15 protein-coding genes are annotated in these 22,266 nt (G+C 61.4%); 6 read left to right on the top strand and 9 right to left on the bottom strand.

The genetic code is table 11. The annotated features are described in order from the left end of the window. Nucleotides 1-7: 7 nt before the first annotated feature. From CHB97_RS16045 to CHB97_RS16060, 4 genes are all read right to left on the bottom strand, one after another. Nucleotides 8-1,534: a class I SAM-dependent methyltransferase gene (locus tag CHB97_RS16045; protein ID WP_160105918.1), complete on the bottom strand. Its 1,527-nt coding sequence runs from the start codon at nt 1,532-1,534 to the stop codon at nt 8-10. Between the two features lie 117 nt (nt 1,535-1,651). Next, entirely contained in the window at nt 1,652-2,878 is a 1,227-nt protein-coding gene (locus CHB97_RS16050) for a glycosyltransferase family 4 protein (RefSeq protein WP_089288993.1), read from the bottom strand. 138 nt (nt 2,879-3,016) lie between these two features. Then, a complete protein-coding gene (locus CHB97_RS16055) occupies nt 3,017-6,574 on the bottom strand; it encodes an S-layer family protein (protein WP_089288994.1) in 3,558 nt (1,185 codons plus the stop codon). Nucleotides 6,575-7,094: 520 nt separating this feature from the next. Beyond that, complete coding sequence (locus CHB97_RS16060) at nt 7,095-8,048, bottom strand: glycosyltransferase family 2 protein (protein WP_160105920.1); 954 nt, start codon at nt 8,046-8,048, stop codon at nt 7,095-7,097. A gap of 208 nt (nt 8,049-8,256) precedes the next feature. Here CHB97_RS16060 and CHB97_RS16065 point away from each other — a divergent pair, with 208 nt between their 5' ends. The 5 genes from CHB97_RS16065 (at nt 8,257) to rfbD (ending at nt 12,819) form a co-directional block, all read left to right on the top strand. Then, complete coding sequence (locus tag CHB97_RS16065) at nt 8,257-9,261, top strand: glycosyltransferase family 2 protein (protein WP_089289036.1); 1,005 nt, start codon at nt 8,257-8,259, stop codon at nt 9,259-9,261. 156 nt (nt 9,262-9,417) lie between these two features. Beyond that, entirely contained in the window at nt 9,418-9,978 is a 561-nt protein-coding gene (rfbC, locus tag CHB97_RS16070) for a dTDP-4-dehydrorhamnose 3,5-epimerase (RefSeq protein ID WP_089288996.1), read from the top strand. Nucleotides 9,979-9,981: 3 nt separating this feature from the next. Beyond that, entirely contained in the window at nt 9,982-11,043 is a 1,062-nt protein-coding gene (gene rfbB, locus CHB97_RS16075; protein WP_089288997.1) for a dTDP-glucose 4,6-dehydratase, read from the top strand. Nucleotides 11,044-11,048: 5 nt separating this feature from the next. Further along, nucleotides 11,049-11,933 (top strand): glucose-1-phosphate thymidylyltransferase RfbA, encoded by an 885-nt coding sequence (rfbA, locus tag CHB97_RS16080; protein ID WP_089288998.1) that lies wholly within the window; start codon nt 11,049-11,051, stop codon nt 11,931-11,933. 1 nt (nt 11,934) lies between these two features. Beyond that, on the top strand, nt 11,935-12,819 hold the full coding sequence (rfbD, locus tag CHB97_RS16085) for a dTDP-4-dehydrorhamnose reductase (protein ID WP_089288999.1): 885 nt from the start codon (nt 11,935-11,937) through the stop codon (nt 12,817-12,819). 30 nt (nt 12,820-12,849) lie between these two features. Here rfbD and CHB97_RS16090 read toward each other — a convergent pair whose 3' ends face one another. The 5 genes from CHB97_RS16090 to CHB97_RS16110 all read right to left on the bottom strand — a co-directional run bounded on the left by CHB97_RS16090 (nt 12,850) and on the right by CHB97_RS16110 (nt 21,442). Beyond that, entirely contained in the window at nt 12,850-14,211 is a 1,362-nt protein-coding gene (locus tag CHB97_RS16090) for a hypothetical protein (RefSeq protein WP_089289000.1), read from the bottom strand. After that, a complete protein-coding gene (locus CHB97_RS16095; RefSeq protein ID WP_089289001.1) occupies nt 14,208-15,110 on the bottom strand; it encodes a hypothetical protein in 903 nt (300 codons plus the stop codon). Before CHB97_RS16095 ends, CHB97_RS16090 begins: the two co-directional genes overlap by 4 nt. After that, nucleotides 15,110-16,039 carry a hypothetical protein gene (locus CHB97_RS16100; protein ID WP_089289002.1) on the bottom strand — a complete coding sequence of 310 codons (930 nt, stop codon included), beginning with the start codon at nt 16,037-16,039 and terminating at the stop codon, nt 15,110-15,112. The genes CHB97_RS16095 and CHB97_RS16100 overlap by 1 nt, the downstream gene beginning before the upstream one ends. Before the next feature lie 92 nt (nt 16,040-16,131). After that, entirely contained in the window at nt 16,132-18,660 is a 2,529-nt protein-coding gene (locus CHB97_RS16105) for a YjbH domain-containing protein (RefSeq protein WP_143270957.1), read from the bottom strand. Nucleotides 18,661-18,685: 25 nt separating this feature from the next. Then, the gene (locus CHB97_RS16110) at nt 18,686-21,442 is read right to left on the bottom strand and encodes an SLBB domain-containing protein (RefSeq protein ID WP_160105922.1); all 2,757 of its coding nucleotides are present in this window, start codon (nt 21,440-21,442) and stop codon (nt 18,686-18,688) included. A gap of 10 nt (nt 21,443-21,452) precedes the next feature. Here CHB97_RS16110 and CHB97_RS16115 point away from each other — a divergent pair, with 10 nt between their 5' ends. Further along, on the top strand, nt 21,453-22,178 hold the full coding sequence (locus CHB97_RS16115; RefSeq protein ID WP_089289005.1) for a YjbF family lipoprotein: 726 nt from the start codon (nt 21,453-21,455) through the stop codon (nt 22,176-22,178). The last annotated feature ends 88 nt before the right edge of the window (nt 22,179-22,266 follow it).

Consider the following 22,266-nt stretch of genomic DNA (forward strand, 5'->3'; position numbering starts at 1 on the left):
ATGCCAGTCAGATAATGCCCGCACGCCGCAGCAGGGGCAGCGCGCCCGATTGAAATGCCATGAATTTTTCGCGCAGTTCCGCCAGATTATCAGCGTCCTCCAGCAATGCCTTGCCATCGCGCAGCAGACGCTGACCATTCCGGGACAAGACGTCCCAGGCAAAAGCCGGCGCATCCGCAGCACCTTCCGCCCGCGCCAGCAGGAACAATTGTGACACCTGATCCATCACCATGGCCGAACCATAGATGGGCGAGATCAAATATTGCAGTTCGGAAGACCAGAGCGACCGCCGGATGACGGCGTCATTGAAGGCGCGGCAGCGGCGATGGCGGACGTCGGCCCCGGCTTCGGGGAGAACAAGCTGGGCATAGCCGGCACCCACCAGTACCATCAGCGCCTGCTGCAGGCGCTGCACACCCAAAGCAGCCAGCGCAGGCTGCGCCATCAACTCGGCGAAGCTGGGCGTGCCAAGCTCCAGCGCTTCCATCAGCGGGACATAAACCTCCTCCTGCAGGCTGGCTTCACCCAGCGCACCAGAGACCGTCATTGCCGCCTTGGTCCGATCGACCGACAGCATGAAGCGTTGCGCATCCCACAGCACCCGCAAGGCGCCGGTCGGCAACCGCACCGCCCCTTTGACAAAGATATCGCGCCGGAACTGTTGATTAACCATGAAATCGCGCAGGGTTTCCTGCCGGGTGACATCCCCGATCTGCGCCAGAATCTGCTGCTGCTCCGGCGACAGATTGATCGCATCCAGCCGATCCAGCAGATGCGCCGAGCTGATCCAGTTCAGCTTGGCCTTGGCCATCTCCGCGGCGACATCGCCATGGTAGAAAGGTGTCCAATGCTGGTTGAAATATTCATGCGCCACATAGGCACGCGGCTGCCCCTTGATCCGTTCCAGCCGGTCCACCATGCCGGGGCTGGTGCTGAAGAAACGGCCATTCACCGCCGACACCGACTCCGCCAGCGACAGGGCCTGGTCGATACGGCCCATGATGGACTGGCCCGCAGCCATGCCCGCACCCTCCACCATCAGACGGCGCAAGGGCATGGCGGCGGCCCAACCGGGCAGCGTATTGTAGGAAATATAAACCAGACCGCCGGGACGCAGGCGGCGGCGGATGAACTCCACGATCTCCGCCCGGTGCTGATCGCTGACCCAGCTGTAAATGCCGTGCAGCGAGATAATATCAAAATCCGGCAGATCGGTACGCGCCAGAAACTCCGCAAAACTATCTTCATAGAACGTAATATTATCGCTGCCGGCTTCGGCGGCCAGATCGCGCGCGCCGACCACCTGGGCCGGATTGAAATCGGTCGCGTGGAACTGGATTTCCGGATAGGCAGCCGCAAGCAAATTGCTGGAATAGCCCTGACCGCAGCCCAATTCACAATAGGTCAGCGGCGTCGGCGCACGATGCCCGGACAACAGGGCGGCAAAATTCAGGATAGACGGCGTCAGTTCACGGTAAAAACCATGCGTATAAGAAATCTCCGCCATATAGCCAGCGGACCAGTCCGTCGTCATTACCTGCCACCTTTGATGCGTTATCCTCCTAAGGCTCATACCCGACCAGCCTGCGGCGTGCAACCGGTGCCTTCGGTTCATAGGGCTGACATGATGGTGACGTCGGGGCGCCGGGCTTCAGCTGGGCCGGCCCGCCACCTTGTGGATCAGGGCCTGCTGACGGGGCAGGCAGATGCGGGTGAGGTCAAAGCGGTCCGCCACCGTCTGGCGTGCGGCCTGTCGCATTCCCTGATAACGCTCGCCATGCTCTACGACCTCGGCAACTGCCTGGGCAAGACCGTCATAATCAAAAAAATCCACCAGCAAACCGTTGAACCCATGCTCGATCACTTCCTGCACCGGCGGTGTCGCGCTGCCAATAATCGGGGCCCCGCAGGCCATCGCCTCCAGCATCGACCAGGACAGCACGAACGGGTAGGTCAGATAGATATGGGCAGCGGAAATCTGCATCAGGGCGATGAAGCTGGGATAGGAAATATGCCCGGCAAAGATCACCCGCGACTGGTCGATGCGCTCCGCCACCTCCGCCAGGAAAATTTCTTTCCAGGTCTGGCCTTCCGGTGCCTTGGCACCATAGGAGACGCCATCGCGGCCCACCACCACAAAAAGGGCATCGGGTATCAACCGCTGCATCTGCGGCAGCGCCCGCATGAAACTGTGATAGCCGCGATAGGGCTCCAGGTTGCGATTGACGAAGGTGATCACTTTCATGCCCGGACGGAGCAGCATATTCCGGTTCGCCAGCGTGATACTGGCCTGCGGGTTGGGCTTCAGCAGGTCGGTATTGACCCCGTCATGCACCACCTCGACGCGGGAATGAACAAAGGACGGATAGGAAGAACGCTGCCATTCTGTCGGGCTATAGCCGGCATCCATCTGTTCCAGCGACACAAGGCCACTGGAGTTTTTTACCCGTACCCGGGCGCCGTTTTGCCATTGCGCGCGAGAAAATTCCGGATCGAAATTCACGTCGCTGCCGCGTGCGGCGTAATAAAATTCCAGAAAATGCAGCTGCGGAACGCCGGGCCAGATGTCACGCAGGAACAGCATCTCGCCCCAGCCGGGATGGCCGACAATGATATCTGGCTGATAGCCTGAGGCACGCAACTCGGCTGCCGCCGTCGCACAAGCCTCCCCCCGTATCACCTTGGTTTCGAAATCACTGACCCAGGCATGGATATTGGGCGAGGTTCCCCGCGTTAAACGATAGCGGATGAAGCGGGTGCCGGGTAACTCGGCCCCCTCAATGGCCAGCGCCGTAATCTGATGCCCTGCCGCAAGCAAGGCCGGGACCAGCGATTTGAACTGGCCGGGAAAATTCTGATGCACAAACAGGATCTGCATGGAACGCCGCCAACTCCTCCGGGACCGTCGCCTATTGCTAACGTCTCAGAACGACTTTCCAAAGAAAAAAGACCCCGGATTTCTCCGGGGTCTTCAGTCCGCTCCCGAAGGAGCAAATCAGTCTTTTCAGCGCGCCAATTAGATGGCGTGGGGCTGCAGAACTTCACCGGTGATGGACACACCGGACAGGTCGATCAGGCCGGTCAGCTTGACAACCTGATCACCGGTGGTCGGGCTGCTGACGAACACGTTGTCGTTGTTGTTGTCAACCACGAGGTAGGTGTCACCAGCGAACTGGAACCAAGTCACCACGGCGTTGGTCGCCGCAGCGGCATGGTCGGAAGCAGCCGCGTTCAGGTAGTCGGCGAAGGCCGCCGTACCAGCCAGGGAAACCTTGTCGCCCAGGGTGGTGTTGGTGACTGCACCGCCGATAGACAGCGCCGACAGGTTGATCGAGTCACCGGGAACCAGCGACGCGCCGGAACCGGAGTCCTTGGCGAAGTCGGTGATCGTGGCGTAGATGTTGCCGTTGGCGTTCGGCGCATTCAGCACGAAAGTATCGGAACCAGCGCCACCGGTGACAACGGCCAGGCCGGTGCCGATGGTGATGGTGTCGGTACCAGCGCCGCCATCGATGGTGTGGGCACCATTGCCAGCGGTGATGGTGTCGTTACCCTCGCCACCGGAAATGCTGTAATTGCCATTGCCAGCGGTGATGGTGTCGTTACCAGCGCCACCGACGATGGTGGAGTTGCCGTTACCAGCGGTGATGACGTCGTTGCCGGCGCCACCATCCAGGCTATCGTTACCGCCACCACCGATGATGGTGTCGTTGCCGTCGTTGCCGGTGATGACGTCGTTCTTGGTGTTGCCGGTCAGCACGTCGTTGCCGATACCGCCCTTGATGGTAACCGTGCTGCTGCCGGTATAGGCAGAGGTGTAGGTCACGCCCAGGGCGGCAGCGTCAGCGGCCTTGCCGGTGACACCAGAGGCGTCGAAGTTGGTGACAGCAACAGCCGTGGTGTTGGTCAGCACCAGACCCGCATTGCCCGTCACGGTGATGGAGGTCGCGTCAGCGGCCGTCAGCGCGATGGTGTTGGTGTGGGCGGTGGCGTTGGTATCGGTGTTGGTGATGGCAATCGTTTCGATACCGGACGCCGTGATATTGCCAGCAGCGAGAGCATTGTCAGAGGTCAGGGTCAGCGCCAGGCTGTCCGACTTGCCGCTGGCGTCCTTCAGGACGTAGGAGGTGTTGAAGCCCGGCGACGCCGTCAGGGTCAGACCCACACCAGCGGCAACGTTGGAGTAGGTCACCGCACCGGTCACCGCACCCTGGCGCAGGGAGGTGAAGCCGGTGGCGTTGTAGGAACCACCGCCGGCAGAGGTGCCGAGGCTCAGCACTTCGAAGCCGGTGACATTGGTGTTGGCAGCGGCGTCAAAGTTGCCCGCAAAGTTGACAACCAGAACGTCGGACGTGCCAGCGCCACCGTCAATGGCCTTGGTCGGGGCAGCCGCGATGGTCACGGTGTCGACACCCGAACCACCCTTGTAGGTGGCCTTGGTGGCGTCGACCGTGACAGTGTTGGCGCCCGAGGAAGCGGAAGCGTCAACGGCGGTCACGGTCTTGCCGCTGAAGTCAGCCTTCACGCCACCGGAACCGGAGACGGTCACGGTGTCCAGAGAGGTCAGGCCAGCGGTGGAAGCCAGTTCCAGAGCGGCGCTGCCAGAAACCGTCAGAGTCTTGACGTTGGCAGCCGCCACGTTGGTCAGCTTGGCCGCCGCGGTTGCGGTGGACAGGTTCAGCTTGGTGTAAGCGCCAGCCGTGTCGGTCAGCGTACCGCCGATGACACCGTTCAGCGCCACGTTCAGCGTGGTCACGGTCGGGGTGGTCAGGGCGTTGGTGACGTCCACGGCCGCATTGCCACCCTTCAGGGACAGGTTGGCCAGCGCGTTGGAGCTGATGAGCGTGCCGCCGTAATTTTCCAGCGTCACGGAGGTGATGGTGCCGGCCTTGGTGGTATCGCCAGCGTTCGCGTCCTGGACGGACACGGCGCCATTGGCAACACCGGCAACAGAGGCGGAAGCCGTGGCGGCCGCGCTCTGCTTCACGGTCACCGAGGTGGTAGCCGACGTACCGGTCACCGTGGTGGTGCCCAGGACGGTAGTGGTGTTGACGTCGTTGGAAGCCAGGTTGCTGACCGTAACGGTGGTACCACCGGTCACATTGACCGCACCGGCAGCGTCTTTACCACTGGCGCTGGAGGTGTTGGTAACCGTCACGGTGGAGGTCGCACCGGTGATGGTGATGTCACCCGTGGAAGCACCCGTGCTGTTCACGGTAACAGCACCAGCGGCGTCAGCAACCTTGATCGTGCCAGTGGTACGAGCCGCCGCCGTGGCGGTGACAGCCTTACCGCCGGTAACGGACAGATTGTTGGCACCAGCCGCCGTGGAGGTGGCGCTGACGTTAACAGTGGTATCGGCAACGACGCTGACACCCTTGCCACCGGTGGCGGTGACAGCGGTCAGGCCCGTCCAGCCCTTCACGTCGGCAGCAACGGCACCGGTGGTGGTGATCGTCGCGGTTTCGACATTCAGAACCTTGGCGCCAGCGGTGACGGAGACGTCATCGGTGGTCACGAAGGTGATGATGTCGTTGCCGGCGCCGCCGTCAACGGAGTCCAGGGAGATCAGGCTGCTGCCATTGCCACCGACGATGGTGTCATTGCCAGCGCCACCCACCAGGGTGTCGATGCCGCCGGTCAGGGTCAGGGTCTGGCCGACCGGATCGGTACGGTCGGAAACGGCGAAGACAGTGGAGCCGGTCAGGGTGACGGCCTTCAGGGCAGCGTCGAACAGGCTGATCTTGAAGCCTTCCAGACCTTCGGCGACCTGATCGTTCACCGCGGTGATCTTGAAGGTACCGGTGGTGGAACCAGCGGCGATGGTCACGGTGCCGGTCAGGCCCGTGAAGTCGGCGGCCGAAGCAGCAGCGATGGTGCCACCATTGGTGTCGCCAACGATGTTGAAGGTCAGCGTGGTGTCCGCAGTCGCAATCACCGAGGAGGTGACAGTGAAGGTGGTCTCGTTACCTTCGGTCAGCGTCGTCGACGCGGCCGAAATGGCGTAGCTCGGGTTGGCGGTCGGGAAGGGGCGGCCTTCGGCGATGCCGTTATGGTAGTAATGATAACGGGCAGCGGCCACGCCGGTATAGCCACCGAAGGTGTTGCCGGCGGCCAAGTAGTCGGCCAGATCCTTGTTCGCGGCCAAGTAAGCAGCACCGTCGAAGCCAGAGGCAACGCGGTTCTCGTCAATGCCGTACGTGACAAAGTGCTGGTACAGAGCGGCGGGATCGGTGATGCCGTTGTTACCCAGGTCCGGGTTCTGCGACGCATAGATGCTCGCATCGAACTGGGCGGAGGTGAAAATGCTACGGCCCTCAAAGATGCCGTACTGAACATAGTGCAGGGTCAGCTGCGCCGGGGTGGTCAGGCCAGCGGTAGCCAAGTCAGGATTGTTGGCGGCATAGACCGTCGGGTTGAAAGCCGCAGAGAACGGCCGACCCTCGAACTTACCGTACTGCTCCCAGTGAGCCTGCCCGGAGGAGAAGATGCCCGCCTTGACGGCATTGGCAACGTCCGTGTTCTGGGACAGGTAGTAGGCCTCATTAAAGAGGGAGCTCAACGTGACAGCCATCTAGATTCTCCGTAGGTTGGCTAACTTGCCTGACCGAAATGCTGAAAAACGGGTGGAGTTGAGCAAGCCAAAGGGCAATTTACAACCGAAATCCCGGCTGCATATGACGGAACAAGATACTCAGCGGCCGGCTGACCGACCGCGAAATGCGGAGGCAACGACCAGAGGAAGTCATTTTGCTCACTGAAAACACGCCCGTTAGACCCTTATTCGTTCAAGCGTAGTAGGTTCTTTAAGCGAGGAGGCCGCCATACGCAAGAGCCAAATGAGCGCGGGATTCCGCGAAAACCCGACTTTGTTAAGCAACTCGCTAACATGACGTCGCTGTGCAAGGGGCAAAAGGGGCGGATCAATGCCATCCCCTTGTTAATAAAGTTTTTTTTTGGTGAGAGCCTGACAATGCAAATTTGCCACAGGGGAGCATGAAAAAATCAGCTCTTTAAGCCAATTCATGCGGTCCCCCTGTTTTATCCACTGCGAATCCGTCTGGCGGTCGCCAAGGGCAAAGGCGCCAACCCACTCAGGCGCGCAAGTAGAAGCCGATGGTCCGAATCACACCTGACAGCCGAAAGCCGTAGCGAATCATTCGGATGCGGCGCGCAAGGAAACCAAGCCGGGGCAACGACCGGAAGGCTGCCAGGGTTCTGGCGGGCCCCTGCGGCAGGTCCGGTCCGTGCAGGCGCTGCAGCGCGTCGGCCTGGGCGTAGAGCCGATCCATCCAGGCCAGGAAACGCTGTTGATTGGCCCGGAACCGGCGGCTGCGGATTTTTTCCACAATGGCGTCAGCGGCCGACCAGGGTTTGGCCCCGACCGCGTTGTTGGCATGTTGGCGATAATCGATGAGGCATTGCGGCATCGTAATGATCCTGCCGCTGGCAGCACAGACCAGAGCCAGCCACCAATCATGCATCAGCGATTCCGGCGGAACATTACAACCGATTCGACAGGCCGCACGGTTGATGCCCATGGCGCAGCCGGTGACGACATTCTCCGTCAGCAGGCGGTGGAAAGCCGCCCCGCCGACCGCATCCATGCCCTGAAAACGGCGGAAACTGGGATTGAGCACCCTGCCTGCCTCATCCACCACGGCCAGGTCGCAGAAAGCGAGCAAGGGGGTATCGGCCCCCGACACTGCCTCTGCCCCCATCAGCGCCGCAACCGTCGCCCCCACCTTTTCCGGATGCCAGATATCATCCTGGTCAGCGAACAGGATATAGGGAGCCTCCGCCACCGCCATAAGGCGGGCGAAATTGCCAGCGGCCCCCCCCGCCGGCTGGTCGGTCGGCACCACAGACACCCGTGCCGGATCGCGCGCCTGCCAGGCAAGGATCAGCGCCATCGTGCCGTCGCGCGATCCGTCATCGCGCACCAGCACGCGGTAATCCCCATCCTGCTGCCCCTCGATCGATGCGATCAGTTCGGGCAGGTAGGTCGCGCCATTATATGTGGCCAGAAGAATGTCGGTGCGGGCCATGATGTTCAGCCAAAACAGGGACAAGGACGAGACGGCCAAGCCGCGGGGCCAGACTGTTGCGCAAAATCCGACCCAAGCGGAAGTGTTACTTGTCATTGTCTTCCGAATGTCTGCCCCCCATACCCGCTTAACCGCAAGCGTCATTGACCATCGCGCCCCTCGGGCCTAGACAAGGTTCACCGTGGAATCCGTGGAGATCGAACCGGAAATGACAGTAACGCCCGAAAGGGTCGCAGCAGATGCCGCGACGTGCTGGATCGTGCTGCTGAACTGGAACGGTCACGCCGACACACTCGCCTGTATCGACAGTGTGATGGCACTGACCGGGGTTCGCTGGCGTCTGGTTGTTTGCGATAACGCATCGACCGACGGCTCCCCCTCCATCCTGTGGCAGGCGATGAGCCAGCGCTTTGGCGACCGCTTTCAGGTATTGAGCGAGGCTGCTTCACTGGCCACGGCCCCGGCCGCAACAATTGATGCGTTCCTGATCCAGAACGCAGCCAATCACGGCTATGCCGGTGGCAATAATGTCGGCGTACGCCTGGCGTTGCGCGATCCGGCCATGGCCGCCGTATGGATTTTGAACAATGATACCGAGGTCGATCCCGGCGCCTTGGCCGCCCTTTGGCGCCATGCAGAAGCCCATCCCCGGCAAGGGATCATTGGGTCCACCCTGCTCTACCATGACCGGCCAGATGTGATTCAGGCCGCCGGTGGCGGCACCTATCATCGCTGGACCGGGCTTTGCGACCATCATGGCTATGGGGAACCCCGGGAGGCGGCGCAGCGGCACGCCGACCGGCCACTGGATTATGTGTTCGGTGCCGCCATGTTCATCCGTCGCCCCTGGCTGGAACAGGTGGGGTTGATGGATGAAAGCTTCTTTCTTTATTTCGAGGAAATCGATTATTGCCGGGCCGGCCGGGGCCGGTTCGATATCGGCTATTGCCCGGAGGCCATCGTGTTCCACAAGGAAGGCGGAAGTACCGGCGGCAAGCGGGAAGCCGTCAGCCTGCTGGCCGATTTCTACAATTTGCGTAACCGGTTACGCATCACCTGGCGCCACTTCCCCTATGCGCTGCCGACCGTCTGGGCCGGTCTGGCCGTGACCATGCTAAACCGCTGGCGGCGCGGACAGACTGACCGGGTGGCTATGGTGGCCCGTATCGCACTGCGTTTTCGCCATATCGAGTTCAAGGATCTGCAGCGGTAGCCCCGACGGCGAAGGGCCGACCTCCCTCATCCGAACAAGCCGGCGGGCCCGCCATGTCGCGGGTTGCAGCGCCGATGCGCCTGAGGCATAAGGGTGGTGGGGCGATATCACACATGAGGGGCCGGCGCCCATGCCCGCCCCAATATGGAATCAAACATGGACGTCAGAGAATTCGCAATCGCCGGGCCAAAGCTTCTGGTGCCTGCCCGTCATGGCGATCATCGCGGCTATTTCAGTGAGACTTTCAATCGCCGCCGCTTTGCCGAAGCGACCGGCAGCGATCCCGATTTTGTGCAGGACAACCACTCGCTGTCGGCCGATGTGGGGACACTGCGCGGGCTGCATTTCCAGCGGAACCCAAGCGCGCAGGGCAAGCTGGTGCGCGTTGTTCGGGGTGCCGTGCTGGATGTGATCGTCGATATCCGCACCGGCTCTCCCACCTTTGGCCAGCATGTCAAGGTTGAGCTGTCGGCCGAAAACGGCGCCCAGCTGTGGGTGCCGGTTGGCTTCGCCCATGGCTTCTGTACCCTGCTGCCCGACACGGAATTTCTGTACAAGGTCACCAACTATTACAGCCCGGCCGATGATGGCGGCATCCTGTGGAACGATCCCGACCTGGGCATCGACTGGCCCTTCAGCGCCGATCAGGTAAAGCTGTCCGCCAAGGACACAAAGCTGCCCCTGCTTAAAGACCTTCCCGCCCTTTTTAATTGGTGAGACATGACGTTCCGTAATCCCAAGCTGGTGTTGGTCACCGGCGGCGCCGGCTTTATCGGGTCGGCACTGGTGCGCCACCTGATTCTGGATCGCGGCATCGCGGTCGTGAATGTCGATTGCCTCACCTATGCCGCCAATCCGGACAATTTGAAGCCAGTGGCCGACAGCCCGCTTTACCGGTTCGAGAAGGTGGATATCCGCGACCGGGCGGCCATTGATAAGGTACTGGCCACTCATAAGCCGGATACCATCATTCATCTGGCGGCCGAGTCCCATGTCGACCGTTCCATCGATGGACCGGACGCCTTCATCCAGACCAATATCGTGGGTACGTCGGTGCTGCTGGCCGCCGCCAGGGCTTATTGGTCAGCGATGGAGAAGGAGGCCGCGGCGCATTTCCGCTTCCATCATGTTTCTACCGACGAAGTGTTCGGCAGCCTGGGCGCAGAGGGTTTCTTCACCGAAGAAACCGCCTATGCGCCGCGTTCGCCCTATTCTGCCTCCAAGGCGGCGTCGGATCATCTGGTCGATGCCTGGCACCATACCTATGGCCTGCCGGTGGTGCTGACCAACTGTTCCAATAATTACGGCCCCTATCATTTCCCCGAGAAGCTGATCCCGCTGATCATCCTCAACGCGCTGGAATGGAAGAAACTACCCGTCTATGGGGATGGCCAGAATGTGCGCGACTGGTTGCATGTGGAAGACCATGCCCGGGCGCTTGCCGAGGTGATGATTAAGGCGGAAAATGGCGGTCGCTATAATATCGGCGGCAATAATGAAAAGACCAACCTTGAGGTTGTGGAGCGCATCTGCGATCTGGTGGACAAATATCGGCCGGAGCCGGGCCGTTCCCGCCGGGAGCTGATCAGCTTCGTCACCGACCGGCCCGGCCATGACCACCGCTATGCCATTGATGCCTCCAAGATCCGCCGTGATCTGGGCTGGACGCCGCAAGAGACCTTCGACAGCGGTATTGAGAAGACCGTGCAATGGTATCTGGAAAATGAATGGTGGTGGGGCCGGCTGCGTGCCGTTGCCGGCCAGCGTCTGGGAAAGGTGTAAGGGCCATGAAGAAGCGTAAAGGCATTATTCTGGCTGGTGGTTCCGGCACTCGGCTCTATCCCATCACCCGTGGCGTCTCCAAGCAGCTGCTGCCGGTCTATGACAAACCGATGATCTATTATCCGTTGTCTGTGCTGATGATGGCCGGCATCACGGATATCATGATCATTGCCACACCGAAGGATATGCCGCAGTTCCAGGAACTGCTGGGCGATGGCAGTCAGTGGGGTGTCTCCTTCGTCTATGCTGTGCAGCCCAGCCCCGATGGGCTGGCCCAGGCCTTCATCATCGGGCGCGGCTTCGTCGGTAATGACGACAGCGCCCTGATTCTGGGCGATAATATCTTCTACGGCCATGGTATGGACAAGCTGCTGGCTAATGCTGATCAGCGGGTCGGCGGGGCCAGCGTCTTCGCCTATCACGTGAATGACCCGGAACGGTACGGCGTTGTCAGCTTCGATGGCGAAGGCCGCGCGCTGACCATTGAAGAAAAGCCCAAGCAACCCAAGTCAAACTACGCTGTTACGGGCCTGTATTTCTACGATAACGATGTGCTGGACATTGCCGCCACAATCAAACCCAGCCCGCGGGGTGAACTGGAGATAACTGACGTCAACAATGTCTATCTCCAGCAGGGACGGTTGAATGTGGAGCGGATGGGCCGGGGCTATGCCTGGCTGGATACCGGTACCCATGACAGTCTGGTGGACGCCACCCATTTCGTGCAGACGGTGGAACGCCGCCAAGGCCTGAAAATCGCCTGCCCTGAAGAAATCGCCTATCGCAAGCGGCTGATCGACGACGCCCAGCTGGAAATGCTGGCCCAGCCCTTAATGAAGAATGATTACGGTCATTACCTGCTGAAGGTTCTCAACGAAGGACGTGACTGAGATGACGGTTCTGGTTTTTGGCCGGACCGGCCAGCTTGCCAATGCCCTTCTGCGCCATCCCTGGGCGCCCAATGCCGATGGCAGCGCGCGGGCCGTGATTGCACTTGGCTCTGCGGAGGCGGATATCCGTGACGCGGCGGCGGTGGCAAATGCCATCGCCACCCATCGGCCCAATCTGGTGGTCAATGCCGCTGCCTATACGGCCGTGGACAAGGCAGAGAGCGAGCCGGAAGCCGCCTATGCAGTGAACGAGGCCGGGCCGGCCGCCATCGCACAGGCGGCCTCAGCGGCCGGCATCCCGCTGATCCATGTCTCCACCGACTATGTGTTCGACGGTACGGGCAGCAGCCCCTATCGGGAGGATCAGGCCACGGCACCGCTGGGTGTCTATGGCGCCTCCAAGCTGGCCGGGGAACAGGCGGTGGCTGCCGCCGGTGGACGGTCTGTCAGCCTGCGCACCTCCTGGGTGTTCAGTGCCGATGGCAATAATTTCGTCAAGACCATGCTGCGGCTGGGGGCCGACCGCCCGGCCCTGCGTGTCGTGGCCGATCAGGTGGGCCGCCCCACCGCCGCCGCCGATATTGCCGCAGCCATCGCCTTTCTGGAGCCGTTTGTGGCCAATAGACAGGCATCCGGCATCCTGCATTTCGGCGGGGCGGAACCGATCAGCTGGCATGGGTTTGCCGAGGCGATTTTCGACGAAGCAGCCAACCTTGGTCGCCCCCGCCCCAGCGTCGCCCCGATCAGCACAGCCGAGTACCCCACCCCTGCCAAGCGGCCCGCCTATTCTGTTCTGGCCTGCGACCGGTTCCTGGCACTGCCAGGTGCCAGCTTGCCGGATTGGCGCGCCTCCCTGCGGCAGGTGGTAGCCAATCTGGTGCGCTGATCGTTTATGCTTGACTGAAAGCCGCCGGCATCATGGGCCGGCGGCTTTTTTTATGCTCACCGCACCGCCCAGCAATATCCGGCGGGGCAGGAGAAGCAGCGCACAGAACAGCCAGAATATCGCCGCCTGGGTCGGTTGATAAACCAGACCATTGGCGAAAGGCAGATTGACAACATAACAGATATAAACCACCAGCAGGCCGATAAAGAGACGCCGTGGTTCTTCCAGACGCTGGCGCCAACAAATATTGATCAAGAACAACAGGCGGCCCGCGACGGCCGCCATGATGGCCAGAAATATCAGCAGAAAGAAAACACCCCCCAGCGCCCAGAATTCAATCAGCTGGTTATGGGCCATGGTGGATAATTCATCATCCGCCGGCACCAAGGCGGTGGAGGACATGCCAAACCCGGCACCGGTAAGCAGCCCGAACGGCCCATTCACCTTGTCAAGATTGGTGAACATGATGGTCGGGTGATAGAGGAGCCGTTCTTGGAAAGACTTCCCGATAGCCACGTCATCCGTGCGCGCATCCGCGGAAGTCACGCCAAAGCTGGCCAGACTGACCAGAATACGCCCCTGCACAGCCGGCACCGACAAGGCAATGCCGATGACGGCAGCGACCATGACGAAGAAGCCGATCACCGCACCTACCGGCAGGCGACGCACAATGCGAAACCGCGGCAATGCCGAGAGGGCGATGATCAACACCACCGGAATGGCGAGGTTGAAAATAGCCGCTTTGGACAGGCTGGCGATGGCGGATACGGCAATCGCCAGACAAATCAGCAGTTTCCATAAGCCGCGCCGCATCACCAGCAAAATGATGGCGAAGTAGAAACCGGCGGAAATACCAATGGCCGTGACATTGCCGAGAATACTGGCATAGCGGTCAAACCCGCCGCGTTTATAGTCAGACCCCAGCCATTCCAACTTGCCAAAGGCCATCTGCCAGGGCACCGAGAGGTTGCCGAGCGCCACAACAAGGGCAATGCCGACCAAGGCCAGCCGTAAGGTGGAGAAGTCCCGCACATACAGCATCAGGGCCAGCAACAGTGGAATGGCGAAGAGGAAACGCCCCATCCCCATCACCGCACCCACCATGGAAATATTGCTGGCTGAATTCACCAGCGCGATGAAGACAAATGTCAGATAGGCCAGTACAAGGGCAAGGCCGGTCAAATTTTCCCGCTCCAGCCGCATCGGCCGGCGGAACAGGTCCAGCAGCAGGATCGCCATTGCCGGCGCCAGCAGAGCCAGATAGAGGGCAGACGAGAGCTTGCTGACCGCATTCAAGGCAATGGCGGCGAAGATGAACACGATCTTCGCCGCATCCCAATCGATAGAACGGGTACGGGACGAACCGACTGTCCCCATGGCCAGATCACTCATAGGCCCCTCCCCAACGGCGGGACAGACCGGTCCAGCCCGAACAGACCAGACACAAAGGCCCGCAGCCGCCGTAAACCCGTGGAACGCGAGGCCCCGCCGAGCAGCATGGCCAGGCTGTTACCGGCAAACAGCAGCGCCCGCAGCAGGAAATAGCCGAGGCCGGAGAGACCGCCAACAGGATGTACCAGATATTGGCCGACCAGATAGCCCTGGCCGAAACTATAGCGGGCCACCTTCGCCGCCAGATCACCCCGCGGCAGCCGTGCCACCGGCAATCCCGCCAGGAAGGGCAATGACCGGAGATGGTGGCGGCGGACAATGGCATAGAGCAAGCGGGAATCCTCGCCCGCCTGATGCTGGCTTGGCGTGCCGGGACCGATATCTGCCAAAAACCGCAGATCGCCCAACGCATCCATCCGGATCAGGCTGGACCAGATAAAGCCGCGAAAAACCAGGAAAGCGGCGGAAACGCGCGATGCCGTAGCCGCCCCCACCGGGCTTTCCGCCGCAAAGGCCACGGGGGCCGAGACAAGCGGGGCATCGGCCAGCAAGGCCAGTGCCTCACGCAGAAAGGCCGACGAGGGGCGCACGGCCACATCAACGAACATCACTGCATCGACACGCCCGCGCAGATGGTCCAAAGCGGCATTGCGAGCACGGGAGACGCCGGCCTGCGCCTGTGGCAGCCATTCGATCGAAAGGTCCGACGGCGGCTGCGGCAGCACAGCGCAGCCGGCAGGTTGCGGCACCACCACAACCACCAGATCGGCGTCGCCTGTCAGTTCCGTCCGCATCCGCGCAATATTGGCCAGACACGCCTCCAGCAAGACGGCTTCACTGGCCAGAACCGGGATGATGAGACCGACGCGCCGCAAGGCAGCCTCCGACCGAACGGCCATCAGGCCGCACCCATGTTCCGGCGCAGGATACGGATGAAGCCCAGCAGCCCCAGTAACAGGATGCCGCCCACCACGGCCAGAATGAAGCTGATGATCAGGGCGAACAGCGGGCGGGGCGTGACCGGTTGCGGATTGACACTGAGCGGATCCAGAACCCGGAAAGCGAAGAATTCCGCGCTTTCGGCTTCGACGATCTTGTTCTCGTTCTCCGAAATCCAGCGCAGCATGTAATCCCGCACGCTGCTGTTCTGCTCCACATTGAAGCGGGCGCGCAGGGCGTCATTTTCCTGGCCGATCTGGGCCAGCTTCTGGGTGCGCAGGATCGTGTCCAGTTCCCGCACCACCCGGCCCAGGAACAGCTTGGCAAAGGCCGGATCGGTATGTTGATAGGCGAGGCGGGAGGCGCGGCTGTCCGTCACCTTGGTCACCTTGACGGCGCCCTTGATATAATCACGCATCTCAAAAGCCGTCGGTGGCGCCCAGGGCTCCAGGCCGAACAGGCTGCGCAGCCCGCGGCCGACCATGGAACGCAGGCCGCCTGCCGGCTTCCATTGCTTTTTCTCGGCATCCCAACGATCGGCGAAAATCTTGGTGGCAATGGCCGGATCGGCCATCAGCTTCTCTCCCAGCTGCACCGCCCCCAGCGAGGTGAGGAAATTGCCGAAATCAGGGCTATTGCCACTCTCCCCCATCAGGGCCTGGGCCAGACCACCGGCCACACCCTGGCTCTGCTGCCGCGTGTCCGGCGGCAGCACATCCATGCCGGCTTCATATTGTTTAGCGGAGGTCAGGAACATGAAGAAGGCGGCGGCAAAGATCACCACAAACGCCACTAGCAGCAACCGGACATGGCCGGCATAGAACCGGATAATGTCGAAGATGGTAAACTCCATCGCGCCTTTTTCCTGGAAATCCGCTTCCTGAACCATCTTATGCTCCCCGGCCCCTCGGCCGCGACCATCCGCAGGACAGCCGCCATTTCACGAAACCTGTCACCAGCCCATGCCACAGGGCCGGTGCCTTAATCCAGCAATGTGTTCCAGTTCCGCCGCAGACGCGACCCGTCCGCCGACTCCACCTGCCCGATCAGCGCGCGCCGGCTGCCCAGCATCTGACCGCCGTCGCGGGTGAGCGGACGCCACAGCCAACCGAGCGACCCGCGGCTGGATTTTACATAGATATTGTCCAGCGGAATGACGAAATAGATGCCCTTGTCAAACCGCCCCTCACCGAACTGTTCGGCCGAAACGTCAGTGAAGGTGGCAAAGGCGCCCACGGTGATGCCACTGTCGAACGTGCGCGACAGTTCAAAGGTCGCCCCCTTGTCACCCGCCAGATAGCGGCCGACGCTCAACCGGGCATCCACCCCCAGCGGTTCATAATGATAATAACCGCTCAAGTGACCGGTCACGACATCATAGTCACGGAAGCCGAACCATTGCTGGAAATCGCGCTGTTTGACCCAGGCGACATCCAGCCCGATGGCCCATTCCTGACCGAAGGGCTTATAGAGCACCTCGCCACCGGCCCCGCCGAACATTTCCTCCAGATAGCCACCATAGAGCCGGCCATAGGTATCCTTCATGAATTTGAAGGAATAATCGGCCTGCAAGTGGGTCATCGATGTCGTGCCCTGCTGCAGGTAGTTTTTGATGTCGGAGCGAACATGGGGCAGCAGACTGTCCGACGGGACGCGCATCCGGTCGAAATTATTATAGATATCAATGCCGATACCACCGGCAATATTGACACCCGGTGCAACCGACACCGTGCCGGAAATGCGCATCAGCGCCTGCCAGAGAATGAAGGCCTCCGGCCGCCCCAGGGTTTGGCGCAGGGCCGGGCGCAGCGACCAGCCGAACCCTGGATAGGGGTCGGGCTGGGGCGTATTGGCCTCCGACAGCTTCATCTCCGGGCGTTCCATGCGGGTACGCATCCACGCCTCTTCCATGGAACCGCCCGTGGCGGAGAGGGATCGCTCCAGATCGGCCCGGTACATGGTGGCGGCCAGCATCTCCATGCCGTTTTCCATGAAGACCAGCTGGATCTCGCCATATTCAGGGGGCAGCACAGAGGCAGCAGCGCGCACAGCGCGACCGATGGCCCGCGGCATCTGCCGATACCGGCTGTTAGCAATGAACAAGCTTGCCTTGCCAGGCTTGTAATCAGCGCCGAACAGGAAGAAGCCCTGCTTGCTCAGCACCTCCTGCAGCTGCTTGCGGACAGGTTCCGGGGGTGGCGCGCCCGTCAGCTGTACCTTGTCAGCGGGTGTGACCGGTGACGGTTGTGCCAGCTTCAGCTCGTCCCGGAGCAGCTTGGTGTCAAAATCCATCACCAGCCAGGGCAGGCTGTTTTCCACCTGCACAATGCGAATCTTGCCCTGGAAATCGGGTGCCAGTTCGATAACCCGCTGTGCCAGCGCATAGGCCACCGTGACCCCATCCCGGTTGGGCGAGCCGGTCACGGTAACGTGAATTTCCTTGCCCATGCGGGCAAATGCCTCCAGATGCAAACCATCCAAGGCCGCCTGCCGCCCAAGACCGGTGCGCATCTCTTCCGCATTGTCCGGCGCGACCGGTGCCGGGGCCAACGGCGGCGCGGCCAATGCCGCTGCCTGCTGGCCCGCCGGCGTGACGGGGAGCAGCGGCGGTGGTGGCGCATCCAGCTTGGGCGGACCCTTGGCGCTGTTGAAATTGGTGGTGGTGGCAAAACGCAGCATGGCGCGGTTCCCGCGCTCCAGCGCCACGCCCAGCTGCAGCCAATCCCATGGTTTATAATCGATCCCGATATTGATCGGCAGGCTCTGCTTCAACGGGTTGTTGAGCGGCTCCAGCTTATAATCATTGGGATCATATTCCAGCTTCAGATTAAGCCCCTCGACGAAGGGCGGACGCCAGTTGACCCCGCCAAACAGCGAAACCCGGCGCCCCTGGAAGAAGTCGGTGGAAATGGCCCCGCCGCCACTGGCAAAGGTGGAGTCACGCGTATCGAACCGTTTGGAGATGAGGGAGAACGGATTACGCAGCGTGCCCTGGGTGCCCATATTGCCCCAGCCCATGCCCAGCGAAATGTCGAAATCCCCAAAGCTCTGATCGGCCACGACATATTCGGAGCCAAACAACCCGGTTCCGGCAATATCACGCAGGCCCACCGACAGGCTGGGCCAGTTGGCATCACCCTTCACCAGACGAACCTTCACGTCGATACCGCGATCCTTATAGCTCTGATCGCCAGAGAAATCCTGCGGCCCATAAAAGCGGTTGGCAACACTGGTGTAACGCAGGGTCGCTTCCAGCCAGGGCAACCCCTGGACCGTCAGGAAATAGCGCGTATAGGGCCAGACATAGGAAAAGCCGGCATAGGCCTGCCCGTCGGGCGCCATGCGCCCCATCGGGGTTTGGATCAAACCCACGCCGCCATAATCGTTCACCGTCGCTGATGGTGGCCGGGGCAGGAACGGATTCTCCAGTTCCTGCCCCAGGGCCACACCCCCATTGGACATAGCCAGCAAAGCAACGATGGCTGTGGCCATCCGGCGGAGGCGTGACATGATCACCAGATTATCCACCCGTCGGTTAGTTTCTGGAGATCACAGCCAGCGAGGCCGCCGAGATGGCCAAGCTGCTGACCAGCGACATCACCGTGCGGGTGGTGGCCAGGAAGCTGAACGGCTCCGGATCGCGCGGCACCACGATGGTGGAACCCGGCGGAATCGGGATATTGCCATTGCTGAAACGCCCCATGCCCAAGGGCTCGGATTCCCCGTTGGGGTAGATGACAAAGGCGTCGGAAAGTTCGGCCGACGCCGTAACCCCACCCGCCTTCTTGATATAATCACGCGCACCGCTGCCACTGGTGAACATGACGGAGCTGGGGTTCAGCACTTCGCCCGTCACCGTTACATGGGACGGTCGCTTGGGAATCAGCAGCTTGTCACCCGGCTCCAATGCGAAATCCAGTTCCGGACGGGAAGCCAGCACGGTGGGATCGGCCTCGATCACCACACGGCCAACCGCCTGGGTGCTCTTCAAGCTGTTGATCAAGCCCTGCAGGAAGGGGAGCGCGCTCTGTGCGGCCTGGGCATTCTCGGCATTGCCGCTGGCCAGCACGCCGGGCAGCGCCTGCTCCAACTCGCGAGCGGCACGACGATAGCCCTCCTCTTCCGCAATACGGACCTGTTCGCGTTGGAAAACAGCCCCGTAAGGATAGGCGCCCGCTGTCAGACCATCAACACGACGCAGCAGTTCCGAAAGTTTCTCGCCCCGGCGGATATCATACCGTCCCGGCCGCAAGACCTCGCCAGCAACCTCAACAACACCATTCTCACGTTGCTGTACACGGGCGCTGATCCGGATCACATCGCCCGGATTGACGGTCGCCTGATTAAGCTCCGCAACATTCAGGCCGGTGCGACGCCCGCCCCCCGTGCTGCTCATTTCAATGGCATTCGCGTCGGCATCAAGCGTCAGGCCGCCGACGGCCGACAGCATCGTTTGCGAGCGTGTGCCAGGAACCACGGGGTAGATCCCCGGTGAACGGACTTCCCCCTCCATCACTGCCGCAAATTCCAGCAGGAATGGCAGCAGATCCGGGTGGCGATCATAGATCACCGGACAAGGGCGAATATCGATGAGACCGGAATTGCCGTAACTCATGATGCGATGAGCGACGTTGAAGCGCTGCTGCACCCCTTCCGAGACGATGACCGCCAGCGACCGCAGCCCCGCACAGGCAACATCGGTTTCGATCAGCCGCGTCGTTCCCGCCGCCTTGTCGGTGTAGGCGCCGACCAAGCCCTTCACGACGGGCTCGTTATCATCCTTTTTACGCGTGGATGTCGGTGGCACGCCGCCCAGAGCCAGTTTTTCCTGCGCAATCCGGGTGTCGACGGAAAGCTGCAGGCTGGGCGGGGATTCCTTTCGCAGCACAGCCTGAACATCCGCCGATCCCAGATAGCGCACATCATCCTTAGTCAGGATAATGACCTTGTCCCGTTCCCGCAGCGTCACATTGATACTGCCCTCCAGGACGCGCTGGAGGTCGACAGGAACATAGCGACGCTGGCGATTAACCGGATCTTCCGTCTCAATGACGGCGAACGGCAGATAAGGGTTGGATTGCAGCACATAAGGGTCGCGCAGAAGATCGCCCAGGGTCTTGGCCTGTCCCAGGCCGCGATCGCCCGGCAGCTCCGCACCGCCCTCCAGGGCGATCGCTTCGCGCGGCAGCTGGACGGAAATCACATCGCCGGCTGCAATGGCCGCCGTACCGGCAGCATTGCGGATGATCTGATTGCGCCCACTGGGGTCCAGGCGCAGAATCTCCAAACGGTTTCCGCGCGCGCGCTGCGGTCCCCCGGCCAGTTCCAGGGCAGCGTTCAGCGAAACCTTGCCGCCATCCGCCCGCAATTCATAAATACCCGGACGGACAACATCGCCAGCGATGGCAATGGTCGTACCAATGCCCGGAACGATGATCTGGTCGCCATCTCTCAGCCTGAGATCATGCAGCGAGCGGCGCCCCAGCAGCACATCATAAAGATCAACCGGAATTGTTTCACCGGCCCGAACGATCTTGAGATTGCGCAAGCTACCGGTCTTGTTCACCCCCTCCGCAAGCAGCAGGGCATCGACAAGGCTGGACAGGCTGGTCAGCGTGAAACGACCGGGCGAGCGGACTTCACCCGTGACCAGAACGCCGATCGACCGGATTGAGCCGACCGATACATAGACATTGGTCTGCAGAAAGGTCGCCTGGGCCTGGGCTGTCAAATCATCGCGGAACTCTCCGAAATGCCGCCCGGCCGCCGCCACGGGCGGCATGTTGGGCAGGACAATCCGGCCTTCGCGGTCCACCCGAACCTGGGTGGTATTGTTCACCTGACCGCGCAGCGTGATGACCAGCTCATCACCAACGCCCAAGACATAATCATCGGGCACTGAACCGGACAAAAGGCCCGTCGTCTGCGTGGTTCCCGTCGCGGTGCGCAGATCGTATCCAAACTGGACAAGATCCTGCGACACGCGCCGCTGATATTGGGCCTCCAGGGTGGAAGGGGCCTCTTGCTTCTGTTCATCCCGGCCGAAAGGCAGCGCCATACCCTGCTGCTGCTGTTGCTGCTGCTGGCGGGCCCGATCCAGCACATTGGGTACCGGTCCCGCCTGCTGGCCTTGGCTATATTGCTGCTGCAGGTCACGCAAGTTGACGCTGCCGGTGGGCAACTCGATCATCTGTGCCGACGCTGGCATGGCGGCACTGACAAGCAGCCCCACCCATGCTAGACCGGATCGCAGGTGCCGCCCCTGGACGGCAGCCTTGAACACATGACGCATCGAGTTCTCCATGATTCATCCCACACGCGATCCCAAGGCGATCACGGTCATCCTCAGCCGGCGCCGCTGTCTGGGCCTGCTGGCAGCCGGCGTCCTGCCGGCGACCACCTTGCCGGGATGTGCCCTGGTTAGCACTGAATCTCCGTATTGGGCAACAGTGGCCGCTGTGGCCGGCGTCACACAGCCCTCACCCGTCACCCGCCAGCAGGCCGATGACCTGCCCTATGCCTCGATTCTGGCATGGTATGATGATGGGGCCGTGGCCTTTATGGTGCTGGGGGAAATCGGCCCGCAACGGGAACTGGTCTATTACAGCCAGAGCCGACAGGTCCTGGTGACGCGGGGGCCGTTCATCGTGCGCAGTGTGGGCATGGCTGGCGATCTGACGCGAACAGTCTTTCCACCGGACTGGCCGATGGCAGACAATGGGGAACCGGCCGATCTTCGGACACTGGCGGGCCGCACCCTGGTACGGCGCATCGATATCCAGTCGGCCGCCCTGTTCGATGTGCCGCTCAGCAGCCACTTCACCCTGGACGGCACAGCCCGGATCGACATTCTGGGGCGGCCGCAGGAAACCGTTCTGCTGCGGGAGGATGTGAAGATGCCGGGGGAAAAGCCCTATTCGAATCGCTACTGGCTTGATCCGGCAACAGGATTTTGCTGGAAATCACACCAGCACATCCATGCACGGGCCGACGCGATGAATATTGAGATCACCAAGCCGGCTGGCTGAAAGGACGGCAACATCCTCGCTGTATCACCACAAGGTCCAACCGGGGTCCACCAACCCGAAACCGTTGACATGCCCAAGCAAAAGGGCC

The sequence above is a fragment of the Azospirillum sp. RU38E genome, from assembly GCF_900188385.1.
In the GTDB taxonomy this organism is placed as follows: Bacteria; Pseudomonadota; Alphaproteobacteria; order Azospirillales; family Azospirillaceae; genus Niveispirillum.

Coding starts and splice junctions, on each gene's coding strand:
- CHB97_RS16045 (WP_160105918.1), bottom strand. CDS start 1,534: ATGACGACGGACTGGTCCGCTGGCTATATGGCGGAGATTTCTTATACG.
- CHB97_RS16050 (WP_089288993.1), bottom strand. CDS start 2,878: ATGCAGATCCTGTTTGTGCATCAGAATTTTCCCGGCCAGTTCAAATCG.
- CHB97_RS16055 (WP_089288994.1), bottom strand. CDS start 6,574: ATGGCTGTCACGTTGAGCTCCCTCTTTAATGAGGCCTACTACCTGTCC.
- CHB97_RS16060 (WP_160105920.1), bottom strand. CDS start 8,048: ATGGCCCGCACCGACATTCTTCTGGCCACATATAATGGCGCGACCTAC.
- CHB97_RS16065 (WP_089289036.1), top strand. CDS start 8,257: ATGACAGTAACGCCCGAAAGGGTCGCAGCAGATGCCGCGACGTGCTGG.
- rfbC (WP_089288996.1), top strand. CDS start 9,418: ATGGACGTCAGAGAATTCGCAATCGCCGGGCCAAAGCTTCTGGTGCCT.
- rfbB (WP_089288997.1), top strand. CDS start 9,982: ATGACGTTCCGTAATCCCAAGCTGGTGTTGGTCACCGGCGGCGCCGGC.
- rfbA (WP_089288998.1), top strand. CDS start 11,049: ATGAAGAAGCGTAAAGGCATTATTCTGGCTGGTGGTTCCGGCACTCGG.
- rfbD (WP_089288999.1), top strand. CDS start 11,935: ATGACGGTTCTGGTTTTTGGCCGGACCGGCCAGCTTGCCAATGCCCTT.
- CHB97_RS16090 (WP_089289000.1), bottom strand. CDS start 14,211: ATGAGTGATCTGGCCATGGGGACAGTCGGTTCGTCCCGTACCCGTTCT.
- CHB97_RS16095 (WP_089289001.1), bottom strand. CDS start 15,110: ATGGCCGTTCGGTCGGAGGCTGCCTTGCGGCGCGTCGGTCTCATCATC.
- CHB97_RS16100 (WP_089289002.1), bottom strand. CDS start 16,039: ATGGTTCAGGAAGCGGATTTCCAGGAAAAAGGCGCGATGGAGTTTACC.
- CHB97_RS16105 (WP_143270957.1), bottom strand. CDS start 18,660: ATGTCACGCCTCCGCCGGATGGCCACAGCCATCGTTGCTTTGCTGGCT.
- CHB97_RS16110 (WP_160105922.1), bottom strand. CDS start 21,442: ATGCGTCATGTGTTCAAGGCTGCCGTCCAGGGGCGGCACCTGCGATCC.
- CHB97_RS16115 (WP_089289005.1), top strand. CDS start 21,453: ATGATTCATCCCACACGCGATCCCAAGGCGATCACGGTCATCCTCAGC.